This window comes from Comamonas sp. MYb69, from assembly GCF_037479315.1.
GTDB lineage: Bacteria > Pseudomonadota > Gammaproteobacteria > Burkholderiales > Burkholderiaceae_C > Comamonas.
This window is the reverse complement of record NZ_JBBGZG010000001.1, coordinates 25,847-43,025: the sequence shown is the minus strand read 5'-3', so window position 1 is coordinate 43,025 and position 17,179 is coordinate 25,847. Positions and strand designations below refer to the sequence as shown.

Annotated in this window: 17 protein-coding genes; 9 read left to right on the top strand and 8 right to left on the bottom strand. The window is 65.4% G+C overall.

Features of this window, described 5'->3' with window-relative positions; genetic code table 11:
* Nucleotides 1-29 precede the first annotated feature (29 nt).
* The 4 genes from WH303_RS00215 to yddG (WH303_RS00200) all read left to right on the top strand — a co-directional run bounded on the left by WH303_RS00215 (nucleotide 30) and on the right by yddG (WH303_RS00200) (nucleotide 3,458).
* Nucleotides 30-986, top strand: a complete 957-nt coding sequence (locus WH303_RS00215) for a 2-hydroxyacid dehydrogenase (RefSeq protein ID WP_339515987.1) — start codon at nucleotides 30-32, stop codon at nucleotides 984-986.
* A 166-nt stretch (nucleotides 987-1,152) separates the two neighbouring features.
* Nucleotides 1,153-2,091 carry an aromatic amino acid DMT transporter YddG gene (gene yddG / locus WH303_RS00210; RefSeq protein ID WP_312986868.1) on the top strand — a complete coding sequence of 313 codons (939 nt, stop codon included), beginning with the start codon at nucleotides 1,153-1,155 and terminating at the stop codon, nucleotides 2,089-2,091.
* A 145-nt stretch (nucleotides 2,092-2,236) separates the two neighbouring features.
* Nucleotides 2,237-2,386: a hypothetical protein gene (locus WH303_RS00205; protein WP_021026630.1), complete on the top strand. Its 150-nt coding sequence runs from the start codon at nucleotides 2,237-2,239 to the stop codon at nucleotides 2,384-2,386.
* Between the two features lie 151 nt (nucleotides 2,387-2,537).
* Nucleotides 2,538-3,458: an aromatic amino acid DMT transporter YddG gene (gene yddG, locus WH303_RS00200; RefSeq protein WP_339515982.1), complete on the top strand. Its 921-nt coding sequence runs from the start codon at nucleotides 2,538-2,540 to the stop codon at nucleotides 3,456-3,458.
* Nucleotides 3,459-3,531: 73 nt separating this feature from the next.
* Here yddG (WH303_RS00200) and WH303_RS00195 read toward each other — a convergent pair whose 3' ends face one another.
* The 4 genes from WH303_RS00195 to recA all read right to left on the bottom strand — a co-directional run bounded on the left by WH303_RS00195 (nucleotide 3,532) and on the right by recA (nucleotide 6,074).
* Nucleotides 3,532-4,011 (bottom strand): VOC family protein, encoded by a 480-nt coding sequence (locus tag WH303_RS00195; protein ID WP_339515980.1) that lies wholly within the window; start codon nucleotides 4,009-4,011, stop codon nucleotides 3,532-3,534.
* Between the two features lie 114 nt (nucleotides 4,012-4,125).
* A complete protein-coding gene (locus WH303_RS00190) occupies nucleotides 4,126-4,377 on the bottom strand; it encodes a VF530 family protein (protein ID WP_116926050.1) in 252 nt (83 codons plus the stop codon).
* 83 nt (nucleotides 4,378-4,460) lie between these two features.
* On the bottom strand, nucleotides 4,461-4,910 hold the full coding sequence (gene recX, locus WH303_RS00185; protein ID WP_339515975.1) for a recombination regulator RecX: 450 nt from the start codon (nucleotides 4,908-4,910) through the stop codon (nucleotides 4,461-4,463).
* An 87-nt stretch (nucleotides 4,911-4,997) separates the two neighbouring features.
* Complete coding sequence (recA, locus tag WH303_RS00180; RefSeq protein ID WP_339515973.1) at nucleotides 4,998-6,074, bottom strand: recombinase RecA; 1,077 nt, start codon at nucleotides 6,072-6,074, stop codon at nucleotides 4,998-5,000.
* Nucleotides 6,075-6,264: 190 nt separating this feature from the next.
* On the opposite strand from recA, the gene WH303_RS00175 reads away from it, so the two are divergent.
* Nucleotides 6,265-6,753 carry a MarR family winged helix-turn-helix transcriptional regulator gene (locus tag WH303_RS00175; protein WP_021026637.1) on the top strand — a complete coding sequence of 163 codons (489 nt, stop codon included), beginning with the start codon at nucleotides 6,265-6,267 and terminating at the stop codon, nucleotides 6,751-6,753.
* A gap of 20 nt (nucleotides 6,754-6,773) precedes the next feature.
* Here the strand turns inward: WH303_RS00175 and WH303_RS00170 are convergent, their stop codons facing one another.
* Nucleotides 6,774-7,715: an SdiA-regulated domain-containing protein gene (locus WH303_RS00170; RefSeq protein WP_339515971.1), complete on the bottom strand. Its 942-nt coding sequence runs from the start codon at nucleotides 7,713-7,715 to the stop codon at nucleotides 6,774-6,776.
* Nucleotides 7,716-7,991: 276 nt separating this feature from the next.
* On the opposite strand from WH303_RS00170, the gene WH303_RS00165 reads away from it, so the two are divergent.
* Both WH303_RS00165 and WH303_RS00160 read left to right on the top strand, forming a co-directional pair.
* Complete coding sequence (locus WH303_RS00165; RefSeq protein ID WP_021026639.1) at nucleotides 7,992-8,678, top strand: response regulator; 687 nt, start codon at nucleotides 7,992-7,994, stop codon at nucleotides 8,676-8,678.
* Nucleotides 8,679-8,742: 64 nt separating this feature from the next.
* Nucleotides 8,743-10,197 carry a sensor histidine kinase gene (locus WH303_RS00160; RefSeq protein WP_339515968.1) on the top strand — a complete coding sequence of 485 codons (1,455 nt, stop codon included), beginning with the start codon at nucleotides 8,743-8,745 and terminating at the stop codon, nucleotides 10,195-10,197.
* Nucleotides 10,198-10,209: 12 nt separating this feature from the next.
* Here WH303_RS00160 and WH303_RS00155 read toward each other — a convergent pair whose 3' ends face one another.
* From WH303_RS00155 to WH303_RS00145, 3 genes are read right to left on the bottom strand one after another with little or no spacing between them, the layout of a single operon-like run.
* Nucleotides 10,210-11,052, bottom strand: a complete 843-nt coding sequence (locus tag WH303_RS00155) for an SPOR domain-containing protein (protein WP_339515966.1) — start codon at nucleotides 11,050-11,052, stop codon at nucleotides 10,210-10,212.
* Nucleotides 11,053-11,092: 40 nt separating this feature from the next.
* Entirely contained in the window at nucleotides 11,093-11,944 is an 852-nt protein-coding gene (locus WH303_RS00150) for a biotin--[acetyl-CoA-carboxylase] ligase (protein ID WP_339515964.1), read from the bottom strand.
* Nucleotides 11,941-12,657: an SET domain-containing protein gene (locus tag WH303_RS00145; protein ID WP_339515962.1), complete on the bottom strand. Its 717-nt coding sequence runs from the start codon at nucleotides 12,655-12,657 to the stop codon at nucleotides 11,941-11,943. The genes WH303_RS00150 and WH303_RS00145 overlap by 4 nt, the downstream gene beginning before the upstream one ends.
* Before the next feature lie 162 nt (nucleotides 12,658-12,819).
* Here WH303_RS00145 and WH303_RS00140 point away from each other — a divergent pair, with 162 nt between their 5' ends.
* Both WH303_RS00140 and WH303_RS00135 read left to right on the top strand, forming a co-directional pair.
* Nucleotides 12,820-15,756, top strand: a complete 2,937-nt coding sequence (locus tag WH303_RS00140; RefSeq protein ID WP_339515961.1) for a DNA topoisomerase III — start codon at nucleotides 12,820-12,822, stop codon at nucleotides 15,754-15,756.
* A 7-nt stretch (nucleotides 15,757-15,763) separates the two neighbouring features.
* Nucleotides 15,764-17,179 (top strand): hypothetical protein, encoded by a 1,416-nt coding sequence (locus tag WH303_RS00135; RefSeq protein WP_339515959.1) that lies wholly within the window; start codon nucleotides 15,764-15,766, stop codon nucleotides 17,177-17,179.

Below are 17,179 nucleotides of genomic sequence, written 5' to 3'. Positions count from 1 at the left end.
CGTTTTTCTGCACTTCAACGCCCCCCGCCATGGCCTCCAGCACCCCCTTGCACCTCATCATCAAAAGCGGCGGCAGCGCTGCGATCCCGGAATGGACGGCCCTGTTTGCCGAATTTGCGCCGCATGTGGTGGTGCATGACTGGAACACGCCACCCGCCGATCTCAGCCTGGTGGATTTCGCAATGGTCTGGGAGCCCGAGACCGGCGCGCTGGCCCGTTTTCCGCAGCTCAAGGCCATCTTCAGCTCGGCCGCCGGCGTGGACCATATCCTGGCCGACCGCGACCTGCCCGCCAACTTGCCCATCGTGCGCATGGTGACGGGCGAATCGCAGCAGCGCATGGCCGAGTTCTGTCTGATGGCCACCCTGATGCTGCAAAAAAACATGCCCCGCGCGCTGGCCCAGCACCGCCAGCAGCAGTGGATCGAGTTCAACCCGCCGCATGTGGCCAGCGAGCTGCGCGTGGGCATTCTGGGCCTGGGCACCCTGGGCGCTGCTGCCGCGCAGATGCTGCGCGCCGTGGGCTACCCGGTGCAGGGCTGGTCGCAAACGCGCAAGCAGATCGAGGGTGTGACCAGCTACTGCGGCCAGGACGAGCTGGCCGCCTTTTTGCGCAGCAGCCAGGTGCTCATCTGCCTGCTGCCCGATACGCCTGCGACCCGGGGCATTCTCAATGCCCAGCTGTTTGCCCAGTTGCCCGCCGGCGCCCAGCTGGTCAATGCCGGCCGGGGCACGCAGCTCCACAGCGCCGACCTGGTGGCCGCGCTCGACAGCGGCCAGTTGGGCGGTGCGCTGCTGGATGTCACCGAGCCCGAGCCCTTGCCGGCCGATTCGCCGCTGTGGACGCACCCACGCGTCATCCTCACGCCCCACATCGCCGCCAGCGCCAGCCGCCGCGCCAAGGCGCGCCAGGTGGCCTTGTCGATGGCGCAGTGGCAGGCCGGGCAGGCGCTGGACAACTGCTTTGACCGGGTGCGCGGCTACTGACCAACCCGGGTACATGGGGCCGGCCAGGCCGCTGAACGCTGGGCCGCTGCAAAGCCACCACTGGCGCCATATCCGAGTGTTTTGCGATGCCAAGCCCTTGGCCCCACCAGGGCCGCCCAATAGCCGCTAGCATGCGAGCCGCCCTCGTCTGCATCCCCTCCTCTCCATGTCCACCCCTTCCCTTGTGCCCAGCCAGCGCGCGACGCTGATTGGGCTTTCTGCCGTGCTCTGCTGGTCTGCACTGGTGAGCCTGTTCCGCAGCGTTGCCGAACACCTGGGGGCGATCGGCGGGGCCGCCTGCGTGTTCTCGCTCAGCGCCTTCTTGGTGACCTGGCGCTTTGGCCTGCCGCGCGCCGCACAGCTCAAGGCCATGCACCCGGCCTATCTGCTGGGCTGCGGCCTCTTGTTTGTGCTCAACGAGATCGCTTTTTCGCTGTCGATGGGCTGGGCCAGCCACCGGGGCCAGACGCTGGAGCTGGGCATGATCAACTACCTCTGGCCCAGCCTGACCTTGGTGATGGCCACCGTGCTGGGCCTGCAGCGCTTTCGCGCCGGCCTGGTGCCGGGCGTGCTGCTGTCGATGGCCGGCATTGTGCTGGTGGTCAAGGGCGACAATGCGCTGTCCCTGGCCAGCCTCTGGGCCAATGTGCAAAGCAACCCGCTGGCCTATGCGCTGGCGCTGTGCGCGGCCTGCCTCTGGCCTTGCTACTCGGTGGTGTCCAAGCGCTACACCCAGGGCGCCAATGCACTGCCGGCCTTTCTCTGGGCCGTGGCCGCCGTGCTCTGGATCAAGTACGCGCTCAGCCCCGAGCCACCGCTGCGCTTTACCCTGCCCGCCTTGCTGCAGCTGGGCCTGCTCAGCGGCTTGACCGCCCTGGGCTACAGCTGCTGGGACCATGGCCTGCGCGCCGGCAACCTGACAGTGATGGCCGTGGGCTCCTACTTCACCCCCGTGCTGTCTGCGCTGGTCGGCACGCTCTGGCTGCAGGTGCAGCCGTCCTGGAGCTTTTGGCAAGGCGTGGCCCTGGTCACGCTGGGCTCGCTGGTCTGCTGGTGGGCCACCCGCAGCCCGGGGCCAGCCGATGGCAAAAAGCTGGCGGGCTAAGCACCTGCCCGCGCTTGCCAGTGCCAACGCGGGGCGGCATCGCCAGCCTTTGTATACACATGCAAACACCTAGGTGGCGCGCCATGGCCAAAAGCGCGCGCCGCACTATAGTGGGCGGGTTGCCCGCGTTTTTTCCGAGCTGCCCATGGACTACTCCCGCCCCAACCATATCCCCACCGCCGCCGAGCAAGAGGCCGACAAGCGCCTGGAGCTGCGTGGCCTGATCGCATTTGCCGTGCTCACCGTGGTGGCGACCATCGCTGCCGCGCTGGTCTTTGGCAGCCATATCAGCTAATCGCTGATTTCTTCACCCCTCGGAAACGACACCGCCAGCGTGGCTGCCGGGTGTGGCTGCGGTCCGCTGGCCGTCTGCCTGCAGAGCTGCGCTTTTCCAGCTAGGATGCAAGGCTGCTTTTCGCAGCTTTCCCTGCATCCACCGCGCGCCCATGTCTTCCTCTCCGATCTCCCCCGCCCAGGCCTCTTCGCAACGCGCCACCCTGATTGGCCTGTCGGCCGTGTTGTGCTGGTCCACCTCGGTGGGCCTGTTTCGCAGCGTGGCGGAGCACCTGGGCCCCATTGGCGGGGCGGCGGCGGTGTTTAGCTTGGGGGCCTTGCTGGTCACGCTGCGCTTTGGCCGCCCGCGCCTGGCGCAGCTGCGCGCCATGCACCCGGCCTACCTCTGGGGCTGCGGCCTGCTGTTTGTGCTCTACGAGATCGCGCTGTCGCTGTCGCTGGGCTTTGCCAGCAACCGGGGCCAGACCTTGGAGCTGGGCATGATCAACTACCTGTGGCCCAGCCTGACGATTGTGCTGGCGACAGCCTTTGGGCTGCAGCGCTTTCGCTTCGGCCTGGTGCCGGGGGTCTTGCTGGCCATGGCCGGCATTGTGCTGGTGCTCAAGGGCGACAGCGCGCTGTCCATCGCCAGCCTCTGGGCCAATGTGCAAAGCAACCCGCTCGCCTATGGCCTGGCGTTCTCGGCCGCCTGGCTTTGGCCCTGCTACTCGGTCATCGCCAAGCGCTATGCCCATGGCGCCAATGCGCTGCCGGCCTTTCTCTGGGCCGTGGGCGCGGTGCTCTGGGCCAAGTACGCGCTCAGCAATGAGCCGGCGCTGCAGCTGTCGCTGCCGGCCATCGTGCAGCTGTGCATGCTCAGTGGCCTCACCGCGCTGGGTTACAGCTGCTGGGACCACGGCCTGCGCGCCGGCAACCTCACAGTGATGGCCGTGGGCTCCTACTTCACCCCCGTGCTGTCTGCCTTGGTCGGCACCGTCTGGCTGCAGGTGCAACCGTCCTGGAGCTTCTGGCAGGGGGTGATGCTGGTGACGGCCGGCTCGCTGATCTGCTGGTGGTGTACCCGCAGCAAATAGCGCCGCGCGGGAAGCGCCACGCGGATAGCGCCGCGCGGGAAGCGCCACGCGGGACAGCGCCCGCGCTGAATGCTCAGCCTTTGCGTGCCGCTTCCAGCGCGGCAATATCGATCTTGGTCATGCCCATCATCGCCTCGAACACCCGCTTGGCTGCGGCCCGGTCGGGGTCGGACATGGCTGCAGTCAGCATGCGGGGCGTGATTTGCCAGGAGATGCCCCAACGGTCCTTGCACCAGCCACAGGCGCTTTCCTGCCCGCCATGGCTGACGATGGCGTTCCACAGGCGGTCGGTCTCGGCCTGGTCATCCGTGGCGATCTGGAAGGAAAAGGACTCATTGTGCTGAAAATGCGGCCCGCCGTTGAGCCCTATGCAGGCAATGCCCGCCACGTTGAACTCCACCACCAGCACATCGCCCTGCCGGCCATCGGGGTAGTCACCCGGCGCGCGGTGTACCGCGCCCACGGCGCTGTCCGGAAAAGTCTGGGCATAGAACTGCGCGGCATCGAGCGCATCGCCCTGGTACCAGAGGCATACGGTATTTTTTGTGGTCATCGTCGGTCTCCTGCGTCAAGCGGAACAGACGTCTAGGCTATCGCTTGGCAGCACACCTGTGGGTAGGACAGCGCTGCACAGCAAGGGCGCCGCCGCACTGCGGGCAACGCGGCCTCAGGCGCCGCTGCGCCTTTTCTCGCGCAGCATGAACAGGTACAGGCCCTCGACCTTCTCGCGCGCCCAGGGCGTTTTGCGCAAAAAACGCAGGCTGGAGTTGATGCTCGGGTCCAGGCAAAAACAACGCACGGGGATGCGCTCACCCAGCTCTTCCCAGCCAAAGTACGCGACCAGCTCGTTCAGGATGTGCTCCAGGGTCAGGCCATGGAGGGGGTTATTGGGCTGTTCGGCAGTGCTCATGGCCGCCATTGTCGCCGAGCAGGGGCACAGGCTGCGGGGCTGGGGCTTTGCGGGCCGCGCATGGCACAGCCCAGCGGGGTGCTGTTCAGCGGCTAATCGCCATCCCCGCCGCGCAGCACCTGGCGCACCACATCCCCGCCAAAACCCCGGCTGGCCAGAAAGCGCATCTGCTTGGCCCGCTCCTGCGGGCTCTCGGGCGGCGTGCCAAAACGGCGTTGCCAGACCTCACGGGCGCGCTGCAGCTCGGTGCTGCGCAGGCGCTCGCGGGCATCGGCGATCAGCGGGGCATCCACGCCTTTGTGGCGCAGCTCCTGCAGCACGCGGTTGGCACCGTAACGGGCAGCCTTGGTGTGGATGACGCTGTCGACAAAGCGCGCGGCGCTCAGAAAGCCCTTGGCTTCCAGCTCGTCGAGGATGGCCGCCAGGTCCTCGCCCTCTTCCACATGGGGCGCGAGCTTGCCCTGCAGCTCAGCGCGCGAATGCTCGCGCTGCGCCAGGTAGCGCAGCGCACGTCCTTTGAGGGAGAGTTTGCTAAAAGACATGCGTTCTCATTGCTATAAAACAAATAGCTGCTTGCGCACAGCATCTGTGCACAAGCAGCTATCTCAGCGCTCAGGCTTCAGCAGCGATCAGCCTTCGGTGCCGGGCGCTACCGGGCCGTCCACCACGCCGTCTTCGGCGGGGCGCAGGCTGATGTTCAGGCTCTCGCGCACCTTGTTCTCGATCTCGATGGCGAGGTCGGGGTTTTCGCGCAGGAACTCACGCGAGTTGTCACGGCCTTGGCCAATCTTCTCGCCGTTGTAGGCGTACCAGGCACCGCTTTTCTCGATGATGCGGGCATTGACACCCATGTCCAGGATTTCGCCTTCGCGCGAGATGCCTTCGCCAAACAGAATGTCGAACTCGGCCGTCTTGAACGGAGGCGATACCTTGTTCTTGACCACCTTGACCTTGGTCTCGTTGCCGATGGCCTCATCGCCGCGCTTGATGGTGCCGGTGCGGCGGATATCGAGGCGCACCGAGGCGTAGAACTTCAGTGCATTACCGCCGGTCGTGGTTTCGGGGCTGCCGAACATCACGCCGATCTTCATGCGGATCTGGTTGATGAAGATGACCATGCAGTTGGTCTTCTTGATCGTGGCGGTGAGCTTGCGCAGCGCCTGGCTCATCAGGCGGGCCTGCAGACCGGGCAACTGGTCGCCCATTTCGCCTTCGATTTCGGCCTTGGGGGTCAGGGCCGCGACCGAGTCGACCACGATCAGGTCCACCGCGCCGGAGCGCACCAGGCTGTCAACGATCTCGAGCGCCTGCTCACCGGTGTCGGGCTGGCTGATCAGGATATCGCCCAGGTTCACGCCCAGCTTTTGGGCATAGCTGGTGTCCAGCGCGTGCTCGGCATCGATAAAGGCGCAAGTGCCGCCCAGCTTTTGCATCTCGGCAATCACCTGCAGGGTCAAGGTGGTCTTGCCCGAGGACTCCGGGCCGTAGATCTCGATGACCCGGCCGCGCGGCAGGCCGCCAACGCCCAGTGCAATATCCAGGCCCAGCGAGCCGGTGGACACCACCTGGATGTCCGACACCGCTTCGCCTTCACCGAGCTTCATGATGGTGCCCTTGCCGAACTGCTTTTCGATCTGGGCCAGGGCGGCGGCCAGCGCCTTGGCTTTTTCGCTGTTGGCTTCGGGTTTGGTGGCGGTGGCGTTCATGGATTTCTCCTTGCGTTTGATGGTCATGTCTTTGATCTGGAGATCCAGCTGTTTGCATATACAGCCTGGATGCTTGAACAGTAGTTTATGGGATGGGTATATTTTATAGAAGTACTTTTTTAGTCAGTTTAGTTGACTATATGCACAATAGCGACTTCCACCGTTTTGCGCTTTCTGCGCACCACTTGCCATGCCCATTCTTCTGCCCCATTTGCCCGACGACAGCTGGCGCCTGACCCATATGGGCCGCCTGCTGGGCCATGCGATGCGCCGTTTTGATGCCCGCGTGCTGCAGCTGATGGCCCAGGACGAGGCCGTGCCGCTGGCGCTGTCGCACCTGGCCGAGCGTGACCAGGTGAGCGCCGCCCACATCCACATCACCCGCCACCTGTCGCTGGCCGGCGACCGCCTGGTGGACCTGGCAGCGCGCGCGGGCATGAGCAAGCAGGCGATGGCCCAACTGGTGGACCAGTGCGAAGCCTGGAACCTGGTGACCCGCGAGCGCGACCCGCGCGATGCCCGCGCCCGCACCGTGCGCTTTACCGAGACCGGCCTGCTGTGGCTGCAGGCGTTTGAGCGTGCCGTCAGCCAGGCCGAGGCGGAGTTCCGCGCCGAGGTCGGCGAGCAGGTCGCCACCGTGATCCAGCTGGGGCTGGAGGTGTATGGGGCCGACAGCTGAGCGGCTGCGCCTGGCCGCGTTCAGCGGCGCTTACGCGCGAATTTGTAGAACAGGTTGGGCTCGGAGACGATGTAGATATTGCCGCTGTTGTCCATGGCCAGGCCTTCGGGCTGCGGCACCCGCTCGGCCAGCCCTGCCATATCGGCCCACAGCGGCATCACGCTGAGCAGGTCGCCGGCGCGGCTGTACTCGTACAGCACCGACGATTCCTCCCCCAGCAGCAGCAGGTTGCCGCTGCGCGGATCGACCTCGATGGCGGCCAGGTCGGTGCTGGGCATGTCGTCCACCGCCGGCACCTCCCAGGTCGAGACCTTCATATCGACCAGTCCCGGCTTGAGCTTGGACAGCGGCGCATCCATCACCAGCACCTGCATGGGCCATTTCTCGGTCACGGCCAGCAGCTGCTGGCGCTTGGCATCCCAGCCCAGGCCTTCAAGCGCAAAATTCTTGATGGCAATGTCATTGAGCTGCACATAGGGGCTGTGCTCCAGCGACACCTCGGTCACGCCCTTGCCAAACTGCACCCAGTGGATGCGGTTGGTACGCTCGTCGGCAATCGCAAACCAGTCGCCCTGGATATGGGCAATGCCTTCGGTGTCGCGGGCGCCCAGCAGCGGCGCCAGCCGCAGCAAGCGGCCATCGGTGCTCAGCTCGGCAATCTGGGGCGGGCGGTTGGTCACCGCAAACAAGGTCTGGGTCTCGGGGTTGAAGGCCAGGCCCGAGAGGTTGTCGGCAATGCCGTTGACCACCTTGGCATCGATGCTGACCTGGTAGTGCGGCAGGTTGGCAGGCGGCGCCGAGCGCGGTGCCGACTGCAGCGCATCGGTATGCCCCGGCATCGCAATGACGTGGTGCCACTGCAGGTACAAGGCAGTCAACACCAGCAAGGCCGTGACCAACACCAGGCGGCGCTGTCGCTGCGACGCCTGCCACCTCACCTGTACCTTGGGCCCTGGTCTCATCACCACCTGCTGCAGTCACACCCCACCAGCCACAGGCCGGGTGCCTGCGTGTTCTGGTCAAGACGAGGCGCTATCCTACGTGAGAGCAGCCTCGGTTTGATGACGCCGGGGTCGGTTTTACGTCTGTGCAACAAAAAAACAGGGGCTCAGGACCCCACACCACGGCCTTGCAGCCCAACCGCTTTGATCTATGCTTAGGTGGCCAGCAAGGCCATGGACTCGCCTAGAATCATTGACACCATCCACATCACGACTACAACACCGATAGGAGACCGCATGCGAATACTGATTGCCGAGGACGACCAGGTGCTGGCCGATGGCCTGCTGCGCAGTCTCCGCAACTCCGGCGCCGTGGTCGACCATGTCTCCAATGGCACCGAGGCCGATGCCGCCCTGATGGCCAACAACGCGTTTGACCTGCTGATTCTGGACCTGGGCCTGCCGCGCATGCATGGGCTCGAAGTGCTCAAAAAGCTGCGCGCCCGGGGCTCGGCGATTCCGGTGCTGATCCTCACCGCCGCCGAGAGCGTCGATGACCGGGTCCAAGGCCTTGATCTGGGCGCCGATGACTACATGGCCAAGCCCTTTGCGCTGTCCGAGCTCGAAGCCCGTGTGCGGGCACTCACGCGCCGGGGCGTGGGCATGAGCACCAGCCTGATCCAGCATGGGCCGCTCGCCTATGACCAGGCCGGGCGCGTGGCCACGTTCGACGGCCGCATGCTGGAGCTGTCGGCCCGCGAGCTGGGCCTGCTGGAGGTGCTGCTGCAGCGCTCGGGGCGGCTGGTCAGCAAGGACCAGCTGGTCGAGCGCCTGTGCGAATGGGGCGAGGAGGTCAGCACCAATGCGATCGAGGTCTATATCCACCGCCTGCGCAAGAAGATAGAAAAGGGCCCCATCCGCATTGCCACCGTGCGTGGCCTGGGTTATTGCCTGGAGAAGATCCAGCCACCGGCCCCGCACTGAACCCCCACCCTCCGGCCACAACGGGGCGATGGCCGCCCCCGGCCCCATTCACGCAAGGACAGCCTTGGCCCTGTTTCGCAGCGAGCAGCGATCTTTGTTCGGAGAGATCCTTGACTGGATGCTCACGCCGCTGCTGCTTTTGTGGCCCGTATCGCTGGCATTGACCTGGCTGGTGGCCCAGGACCTGGCCAACAAGCCCTTTGACCGCGCGCTCGAATACAACGCCCATGCGCTGGCGCAGCTGGTGGGGGTGCAGGGCGGCAAAACCTATTTCAACCTGCCGCTGCCGGCCAGCGAGATCCTGCGCGCCGACGACGCCGACAAGGTGTACTACCAGGTGACCACGCCGTCGGGCATGTTCCTCGCGGGCGAATCGGCGCTGCCCATGCCCGCCAAGGACCTGGAGCGCAGCGTCGGCATGGTCCAGCTGCGCGATGGCGAGCTGCGCGGCGTCGATGTGCGCATCGCCTGGATCTGGGTGCAGCTGTCGCTGCCCGAGCCCAACCTGGCGCTGATCCAGGTTGCCGAGACACGCGAGAAGCGCAGCGTGCTGGCCACTGAAATCATCAAGGGCGTCATGCTGCCGCAGTTTGTCATCCTGCCGCTGGCGGTGCTGCTGGTCTGGCTGGCGCTGGCGCGCGGCATCAAGCCACTGCACCTGCTCGAAGAGCGCATCCGCGCGCGCAAGTCCGAAGACCTCTCGCCGATCCAGCACAAGGATGTACCGCTTGAAGTGGTGCCGCTGGTCGACTCGGTCAATGGCTTGCTCGAGCGCCTCAACGATTCACTGGCCACGCAGAAGCGCTTTCTCGCCGATGCCGCGCACCAGCTCAAGACCCCGCTGGCGGGCCTGCGCATGCAGGCCGAGATGGCCCAGCGGGCCGATGCCAAGGAAGACGACCTCAAGCTGTCCTTGCAGCAGATCGGGCGCTCGAGCATTCGCGCCACGCACACCGTCAACCAGCTGCTGTCGCTGGCGCGCGCCGAGGGGCCCAGCGCGCTGCTGCAGCGCACGCCCTGCAACCTGGCCGAAATCGTGCTCGACGCGATGCATGACGGCATTGACCGGGCCCTGGCCAAGCACATCGACATGGGTTACGACGGCATGCAGGTCGATGACCGCGAGGTCTGGGTCAACGGCAATGCCACCTTGCTGGGCGAGCTGGTGCGCAACCTGCTGGACAACGCGATCAATTACACGCCGTCCAGCGCCAGCGCGCCGGGCATCATCAATGTGCGCCTGATGGCCGACCCCTTTGGCCATGTGATCGTGCTGCAGGTGGAGAACTCGGGCCCTGGCATTCCCGAGGAAGAGCGCGAGCGTATTTTTCAGCCCTTCTACCGCGTGCTGGGCAGCGAGGTCGATGGCTCGGGTCTGGGCCTGCCCATCGTGCAGGAAATCGCGCGCCAGCATGGCGCCACCGTGGGCCTGGAAGACGCCCACCCGCGCCAGGCCCAGCGCGGCGTGGTGTTCAGCGTGTGCTTTCAGACCACGCTGGCGCCGCAGCCGTCCAGCTGAACGGCCCTGCCATCAGGAGCAGCTGCGCAGGTCCTTGCCGTCCATCACATGCCAGCTCTGCACGCGCTTCTTGGTGGCCGCATCCATCTTGGGCCAGCGCACGGTGTAGCTCAGGGCCTCGGGGCGCTCGACCACCACCTTGGCGCCGCTCACGCCTTTTTTGCCCATGGTTGCCAGATGGCGATCGGCTGCCTCTTCACTGGAGAAGCGCCCCAGCGAGATGCCCGGCTCCAGGCTGGCGATACGGGCGCGGTCGGTGCTGATGTCGAGCGCGCGCAGCTCGTCGCGGCGCGTGTCCAGCGCCTCCTGGCTGCTGAACTTGCCGACATAGACCATCCAGCGGCCGGCGCTGGTGCTGCTGTCCAGGCGCCAGCTGCCTTCTGGCAGCTTGGCCAGTTGCAGGCGCAGCGCATCAACCTGCTTGGCGTCAAAGCTGCCGGCCACCAGGCATTCCTTTTTCTCCGGCTTCTCCGCTTTGTCTGCCAGCTTGTCGGCGGGCTTGTCCGTCGCTTTGTCCGTTATTTTGGCCGCGAGCTTGTCGGCTTCGGCAGCCGCTTTGTCTGCGCTGTCGGCGGCCGGCTCCGCCGCCGCAACAGCAGCGGGCTCAGGCGCGGGGGCGGCCACCGGTGCCGGCGCCGGGGCGGGCTCTGCGGGTGCCGTGCGGGCCAGCTCCTGGGCCTGCTTGGCTTCCTGCGGGGTCAGAATGCGCAGCGCATCGGGCTTGACCTGCTGCTGCACCCGCTCGGGCTCGGAGGGGTCTTCCGGGCCCCAGCCCAGGCTGCGCAGCATGCCTTGCGAGAAGGCGTAGTAGCCGGCATTGGCCAGTAGCAGCAGCACGATGGCAAAACGAATCATCTCCGCTCCCGTCTGTTAGTTCTCTGATCCTGCGGCGCGCTCAGGCCGCGCCCGCCTGGGGCCGCACGCTGACTTCCGAGCTGGTCACATCGACCACGCCTGCGGTAGTCTGCACGCGCAAGGCGCCATCAGCGGCCACACCCAGCGCCAGGCCAGCGGTGCCATCGCTCAGGCCGACCTCACGGCCCGCCAGCGCATCGCGCGCCGCATAGGCCGCCTGCAGCGGTGCAAAGCCGTGCTGCGCAAAGGCCTGGATGGCGGCCACCAGCGGCGGCACCACGGCCTGCAGCGCCTGCGGTGCATCCCAGCGGCTGTCGAGCATCTGCAGGCTGCCGGGAATGGTCGACAGGCCCTCGGCCTGCGGGGCCTGCACATTGATGCCGATGCCGATCACCACATAGCGCTCGGCCTGCTGCTGGCCATCACCCGCATGCGTGCGGGCCGAGACAAAGCTGGCGGTCTCGACCAGGATGCCGGCCAGCTTGTGGTCGCCGGTCAGCCAGAGGTCATTGGGCCATTTGAGGCCAATCGTCGGAGTGCTTGAGCCTGCCTCGGGCAGCTGGGGCTGCAGGCTTTGCGCCACCGACACACCAACAGCCAGCGACAGGCCCGACCAGTCGGCTGGCGCCAGCGGCAGGCCCAGCGACATCAGCAGCGAGTCACCCACCTCGCTGCGCCAGGGCTTGCCCATGCGGCCGCGCCCTGCCGTCTGCTGCTCGGCCACCAGCAAGATGGGTTCCTGCCGGCCGGCACGCGCGCGGCGCATCAGCTCGGTGTTGGTCGAGTCGATGCTGGGCAGCACCTCGATCGTGAAGCCCGGCAACTGCGGCTCCACCGCCTCCCAGATCGCTTCAGCAGGCCAGCGGATCGGCGTGTTCTGCGCCTCGCTCATGCGCCCGCCTTGGCGGCCTTGGCGCCCTGGGTCTTTTTATCGGCTTTGGCCTTCTTGTCGCTCTTTTTCCTGTCCTTGTCCTTTTCCTTGCCCAGGGCCTTGTCTGCGGCCTGGGCCTTGTGCTTTTCCGCTTTGGCAGGTTTGGCGGGCTTCGCCGCATCGGCAGATGCTGCCTTGGCCTTGCGCTTCTTGGGCAGCACCGGCTCGGGTAAATCCGAGGCGGGCACCTTGGGCTTCCAGCCGCGCTTGGGCGCCAGCATCGTGCCCCGGCATTCGGCCGCGCCGCAGTGGCAGGCGTAGTCGGCCTTGAGCTTGGCGGTGTAGCGCTCTTCGATGATCAGGCCATAGTCATAGCCCAGCTCCTCGCCCGCGCTGATATTGCGCAGCGCGCTGATGAAGATGCGGTCATCGGCCTCTTCGGCAAAGCAGTTGGGCTCGCAGCTGTGGTTGATCCAGCGGGCCGAGTTGCCGCCATCGCCCCCGTCGATGACGCGGTCGCCATCGATCTGAAAAAAGAAGGTGTGGTTGGGGTGGTCCGGGTCGTGCGGGTGGCGGCGCTGGCTTTCTTCGTAGCTGATGACCTTGCCCGCATATTCGACAATGACTTCGCCTTCTGCGATATCCTGCAACGCAAAAACGCCCCTGCCGTGCACGCCCGAACGCCGTACCTGGATACGACGACCTGTTGAAAAATGGGGAACATGGTTCGGCATGGGATTTTTTCTGCTACTTTAAAAATAAGCACATGCGCATGTGCGCACACGTACACATGCAGGCGCCCGCGCACATGCGCGTAAAGCGTGCATTGTAAGAGCGTGCTCAGAGAGCCAGCAACCCACAGTGTTGGCAGACCCCAGTTTGATGAGAGTGAACCCATGTCCAAGACCCTGGTCATTGCAGAAAAGCCGTCCGTTGCACAAGACATTGTTCGTGCACTGACGCCGGTGGCAGGCCAATTTGCCAAACACGACGACTACTTTGAAGCCGATACCTTCATCGTGACGAGCGCGGTGGGTCACCTTGTGGAGATCCAGGCCCCCGAAGAATTCGATGTCAAACGCGGCAAGTGGAGCTTTGCCCATCTGCCGGTCATCCCGCCTTACTTTGAGCTCAAGCCCGTCGACAAGACCAAGACGCGCCTGAACGCCGTCGTCAAGCTGGCCAAGCGCAAGGATGTCACCGCGCTGATCAACGCCTGTGACGCGGGCCGCGAAGGTGAGCTGATCTTCCGCCTGATCGAGCAATACGCCGGTGGTGCCAAGGGGGGCCTGGGCAAGCCGATCCAGCGCCTGTGGCTGCAGTCGATGACGCCCCAAGCCATCCGTGACGGCTTCAACAAGCTGCGCTCCGATAACCAGATGCTGGGCCTGGCCGATGCCGCCCGCAGCCGCTCCGAAGCTGACTGGCTGGTGGGCATCAACGGCACGCGGGCGATGACCGCGTTCAACTCGCGCGATGGCGGCTTCTTCCTGACCACCGTGGGCCGTGTGCAGACCCCCACGTTGTCGCTGGTCGTCGAGCGCGAGGAAAAGATCCGCAAGTTCGTCAGCCGCAACTACTGGGAAATCCACGGCGAGTTCAACGCCCAGGCCGGCGCCTACCCGGGCAAGTGGTTCAACCCGGCCTGGAAGAAAAGCGACGACGCCGAGGCGCGCGCCGACCGCGTCTGGAGCCAGCAGGAGGCGCAGGCGATTGCCGAGGCCGTGCGCGGCAAGCCCGCCACGGTGACCGAAGAGTCCAAGCCCACCACCCAGGCCTCACCGCTGCTGTTTGACCTGACCAGCCTGCAGCGCGAGGCCAACAGCAAGTTCGGCTTCTCGGCCAAGACCACCTTGGCGCTGGCCCAGGCGCTGTACGAGCGCCACAAGGCACTGACCTACCCGCGTACCGATTCGCGTGCGCTGCCCGAGGACTACCTGCCCGTCGCGCGCCAGACCTTCGAGATGCTGGCCCACAGCAATATGCAGCAGCTCGCGCCGTTTGCGCAGCAAGCCATTGGCGCCAACTACATCCGCGCCAACAAGCGCATTTTTGACAACAGCAAGGTCTCGGACCACTTTGCCATCATCCCGACCACGCAGGCGCCCGGCGCCTTGAGCGAGGCCGAGCACAAGCTCTACACCTTGGTGGTGCGCCGCTTCATGGCAGTGTTCTTCCCCAGCGCCGAGCACCAGGTCACCACGCGCGTCAGTCAAATTGACGACCACCACTTCAAGACCGAAGGCAAGGTGCTGGTCAAGCCCGGTTGGCTGGCCATCTACGGCAAGGAAGCGGCCCACGAAGTGGAAGACGCCAAGGAAGGCGACAAGGGCCAGAACCTGGTGCCGGTGCAGCCCGGCGAGAAGCCCACGGCCGACCCGGTCGAGCCCAAGGGCCTCAAGACCAAGCCACCTGCCCGCTACTCGGAAGCGACCCTGCTGGGCGCGATGGAGAGCGCCGGCAAGCAGATCGACGACGACGAGCTGCGCGAAGCCATGCAGGAAAAGGGCCTGGGCACGCCTGCGACGCGCGCGGCCATCATCGAAGGCCTGCTGACCGAAAAATACATGCTGCGCGAAGGCCGCGAGCTGATCCCCACGGCCAAGGCCTTCCAGCTGATGACCTTGCTGCGCGGCCTGCAGGTCGAAGAGCTCTCGCGTGCCGACCTGACCGGCGAGTGGGAGTACAAGCTCGCACAGATGGAAAAGGGCCAGCTCTCGCGCGAAGCCTTCATGGCCGAGATCCAGGCCATGACCGAGCGCCTGGTGAAAAAGGCCAAGGAATACGACCGCGACACCATCCCCGGTGACTACGCCACCCTGTCCGCGCCCTGCCCCAACTGTGGTGGCGTGGTCAAGGAAAACTACCGCCGCTATGCCTGCACCGGCGTGGGCGGCACTGGCGAAGGCTGCGGCTTCTCGTTCACCAAATCGCCTGCCGGCCGCACCTTCGAGACCGCCGAGGCCGACCAGCTGCTGCGCGATCGCAAGATCGGCCCGCTCGACGGCTTCCGCTCCAAGGCCGGCTGGCCCTTTGCCGCCGAAGTGGCCATCGTGCGCGACGAGGACAACAACAACTACAAGTTCGAGTTCCTGTTCGAGGACAACAAGTCCGACGAGGAATCGGGCGAGCTGGTGGACTTTGGCAGCCAGAACACCTTGGGCGCCTGCCCCAAGTGCGGCGCACCGGTGTTCGAGCATGGCGCCAACTATGTCTGCAGCAAGGCCGTCCCCACGGCCCAGCAGCCCACGCCCAGCTGCGACTTCAAGAGCGGCCAGATCATCTTGCAGCAGCCCATCGAGCGCGACCAGATGGCCAAGCTGCTGGCCACCGGCAAGACCGACCTGCTCGACAAGTTCGTCTCCAACCGCACGCGGCGCAGCTTCAAGGCCTTCCTGGCCTGGGACAAGGAAGCCGGCAAGGTGAACTTCGAGTTCGAGCCGCGCGACAGCAAGTTCCCGCCGCGCAAGGGCGCAGCCGCCAAGACCGCTACCAAGACGGCCACAAAGACCGCGAGCAAGACCGCTGCCAAGGCCACCAAGACAGCGGCCAAAACCGCTACCAAGACAGCCACCAAGTCCGCCGCCAAGACGCCGCGCAAGGTCGCTGCGACGCTGACCCCCAGCCCCGCGCTGGCGGCCGTGATCGGCAGCGAGGCCACGTCCCGCCCCGAGGTGATCAAGAAGCTCTGGGACTACATCAAGGCCAACGGCCTGCAGGACGCCAAGGACAAGCGCGCGATCAATGCCGACGCCAAGCTGCAGCCGCTGTTTGGCAAGGACCAGATCAGCATGTTCGAGATCGCCGGCATTGTTGGCAAGCATGTGAGCTGATACCTTGATGCGCCGCATTCTTTGCCAGGCCCTCGCCTGCAGCGCCCTCCTGTGGGGGGCGCACAGCCATGCCCAGATTGCCCTGTTCGCGCCGCCCGGCGTACATCCGGAATTTGTCGGCAAGGTGGCGACCGCCCATATCAATGTGCACAGCCCTGAAGACCTGGAGAAAAACCTCCAGGCCGTCAAAGGCTCGGCCACCCGACTGGATCTGGACCTGGGGCCGGTGCTCAACAGCCGCAAGCCACTGGACCAGATCCCCATCCGCTACCGCGCCGTCGATGCCAACGGTGCGAGTGCTGGCTGGCAGGACAAGGCCATGGCGCCCCAGGCGCACAACAAGCTGCGGGTGATCCCGCAAGAGGCCGAGGCGCGCAAGATTCTGCAGCCCTACATGGCCGTGATCCAGCGCTACCAGGCCCAGGTGGCCACGGTGTTCATCGCCGATGAGCCCTATCTGCACGGCATCCCCAAGGCAGATCTGGAGCGCATTGCCACCACGGTGCGCACAATGCTCCGCGAGCACGGCATCAAGAACGTCAAGCTGGGCGTGATCTTTGCCAGCGGCATGGTGAATGCCGAGTTTGCCAAGATGGTGGACCAGGAGGCCGTGCGCTATGTGCAAACCCTCGACGGCCATCGCCAAACCCTCAGCAGCCTGGGCGACCAGGCCACGGCGGCGGACCTCCAATGGCTCAAGGACATCGCGCAGTTCCGGCTGACCACCTATGACAATGCCGGCAACCTCTACACCGGCGGCGGCGTTCCGCGCGGCTATGACCTGTATGGCTTTGACTTCTACCTGTCCACCGCGCTGCAGGACCGGCTCTACGAAAACATGCTGCCGCTATTAAAGAAGCAGGTGCGCGGGGGCGAATGCGATATCAGCGCCTACACGACCATGTCCGAGCTGCGCGCGCAGCTGTCCTTCTACCAGGATGGCCCTGTGCGCCAGTCCAGTGCCGCCGACAAGGCTGCGGGCCGCCCCACGCCACAGCAGCAGGACAAGGTCTTGCTCGACCAGCTCTACCAATGCCGCATGACGGCGGCCACCGAGATGCTGCGCAAGGAGCTGGCCAAGATCGGCAGCAAGGGCAAGATTCTGGTGCTGACCGAGTCGAGCAACAACGGCGTGCTGGAGTTCGATGCCCGGCAGAACATCGAAAAAGGCCAGCCCGAGCGCCTCGTCGAATCCCGGGTGCTGGATGAGGTGCAGCGTGGCCTGGACTTCTACCAGGCCCAGCGCAAAAAGGGAGACGTTGCGGTGCTGGAGTTCTTCACCTTCGACAACACCTTTGACAAGACCATCCAGCTGGACATCGGTGGTTTTGTCGACATGCCCGCCGTCAAAAAGCTGATCTTTGACAGCGCGCAGCGCGAGATGTGCCAAAGCGGCGTCACCGCCGCTTGCCAGCAGCGCTGA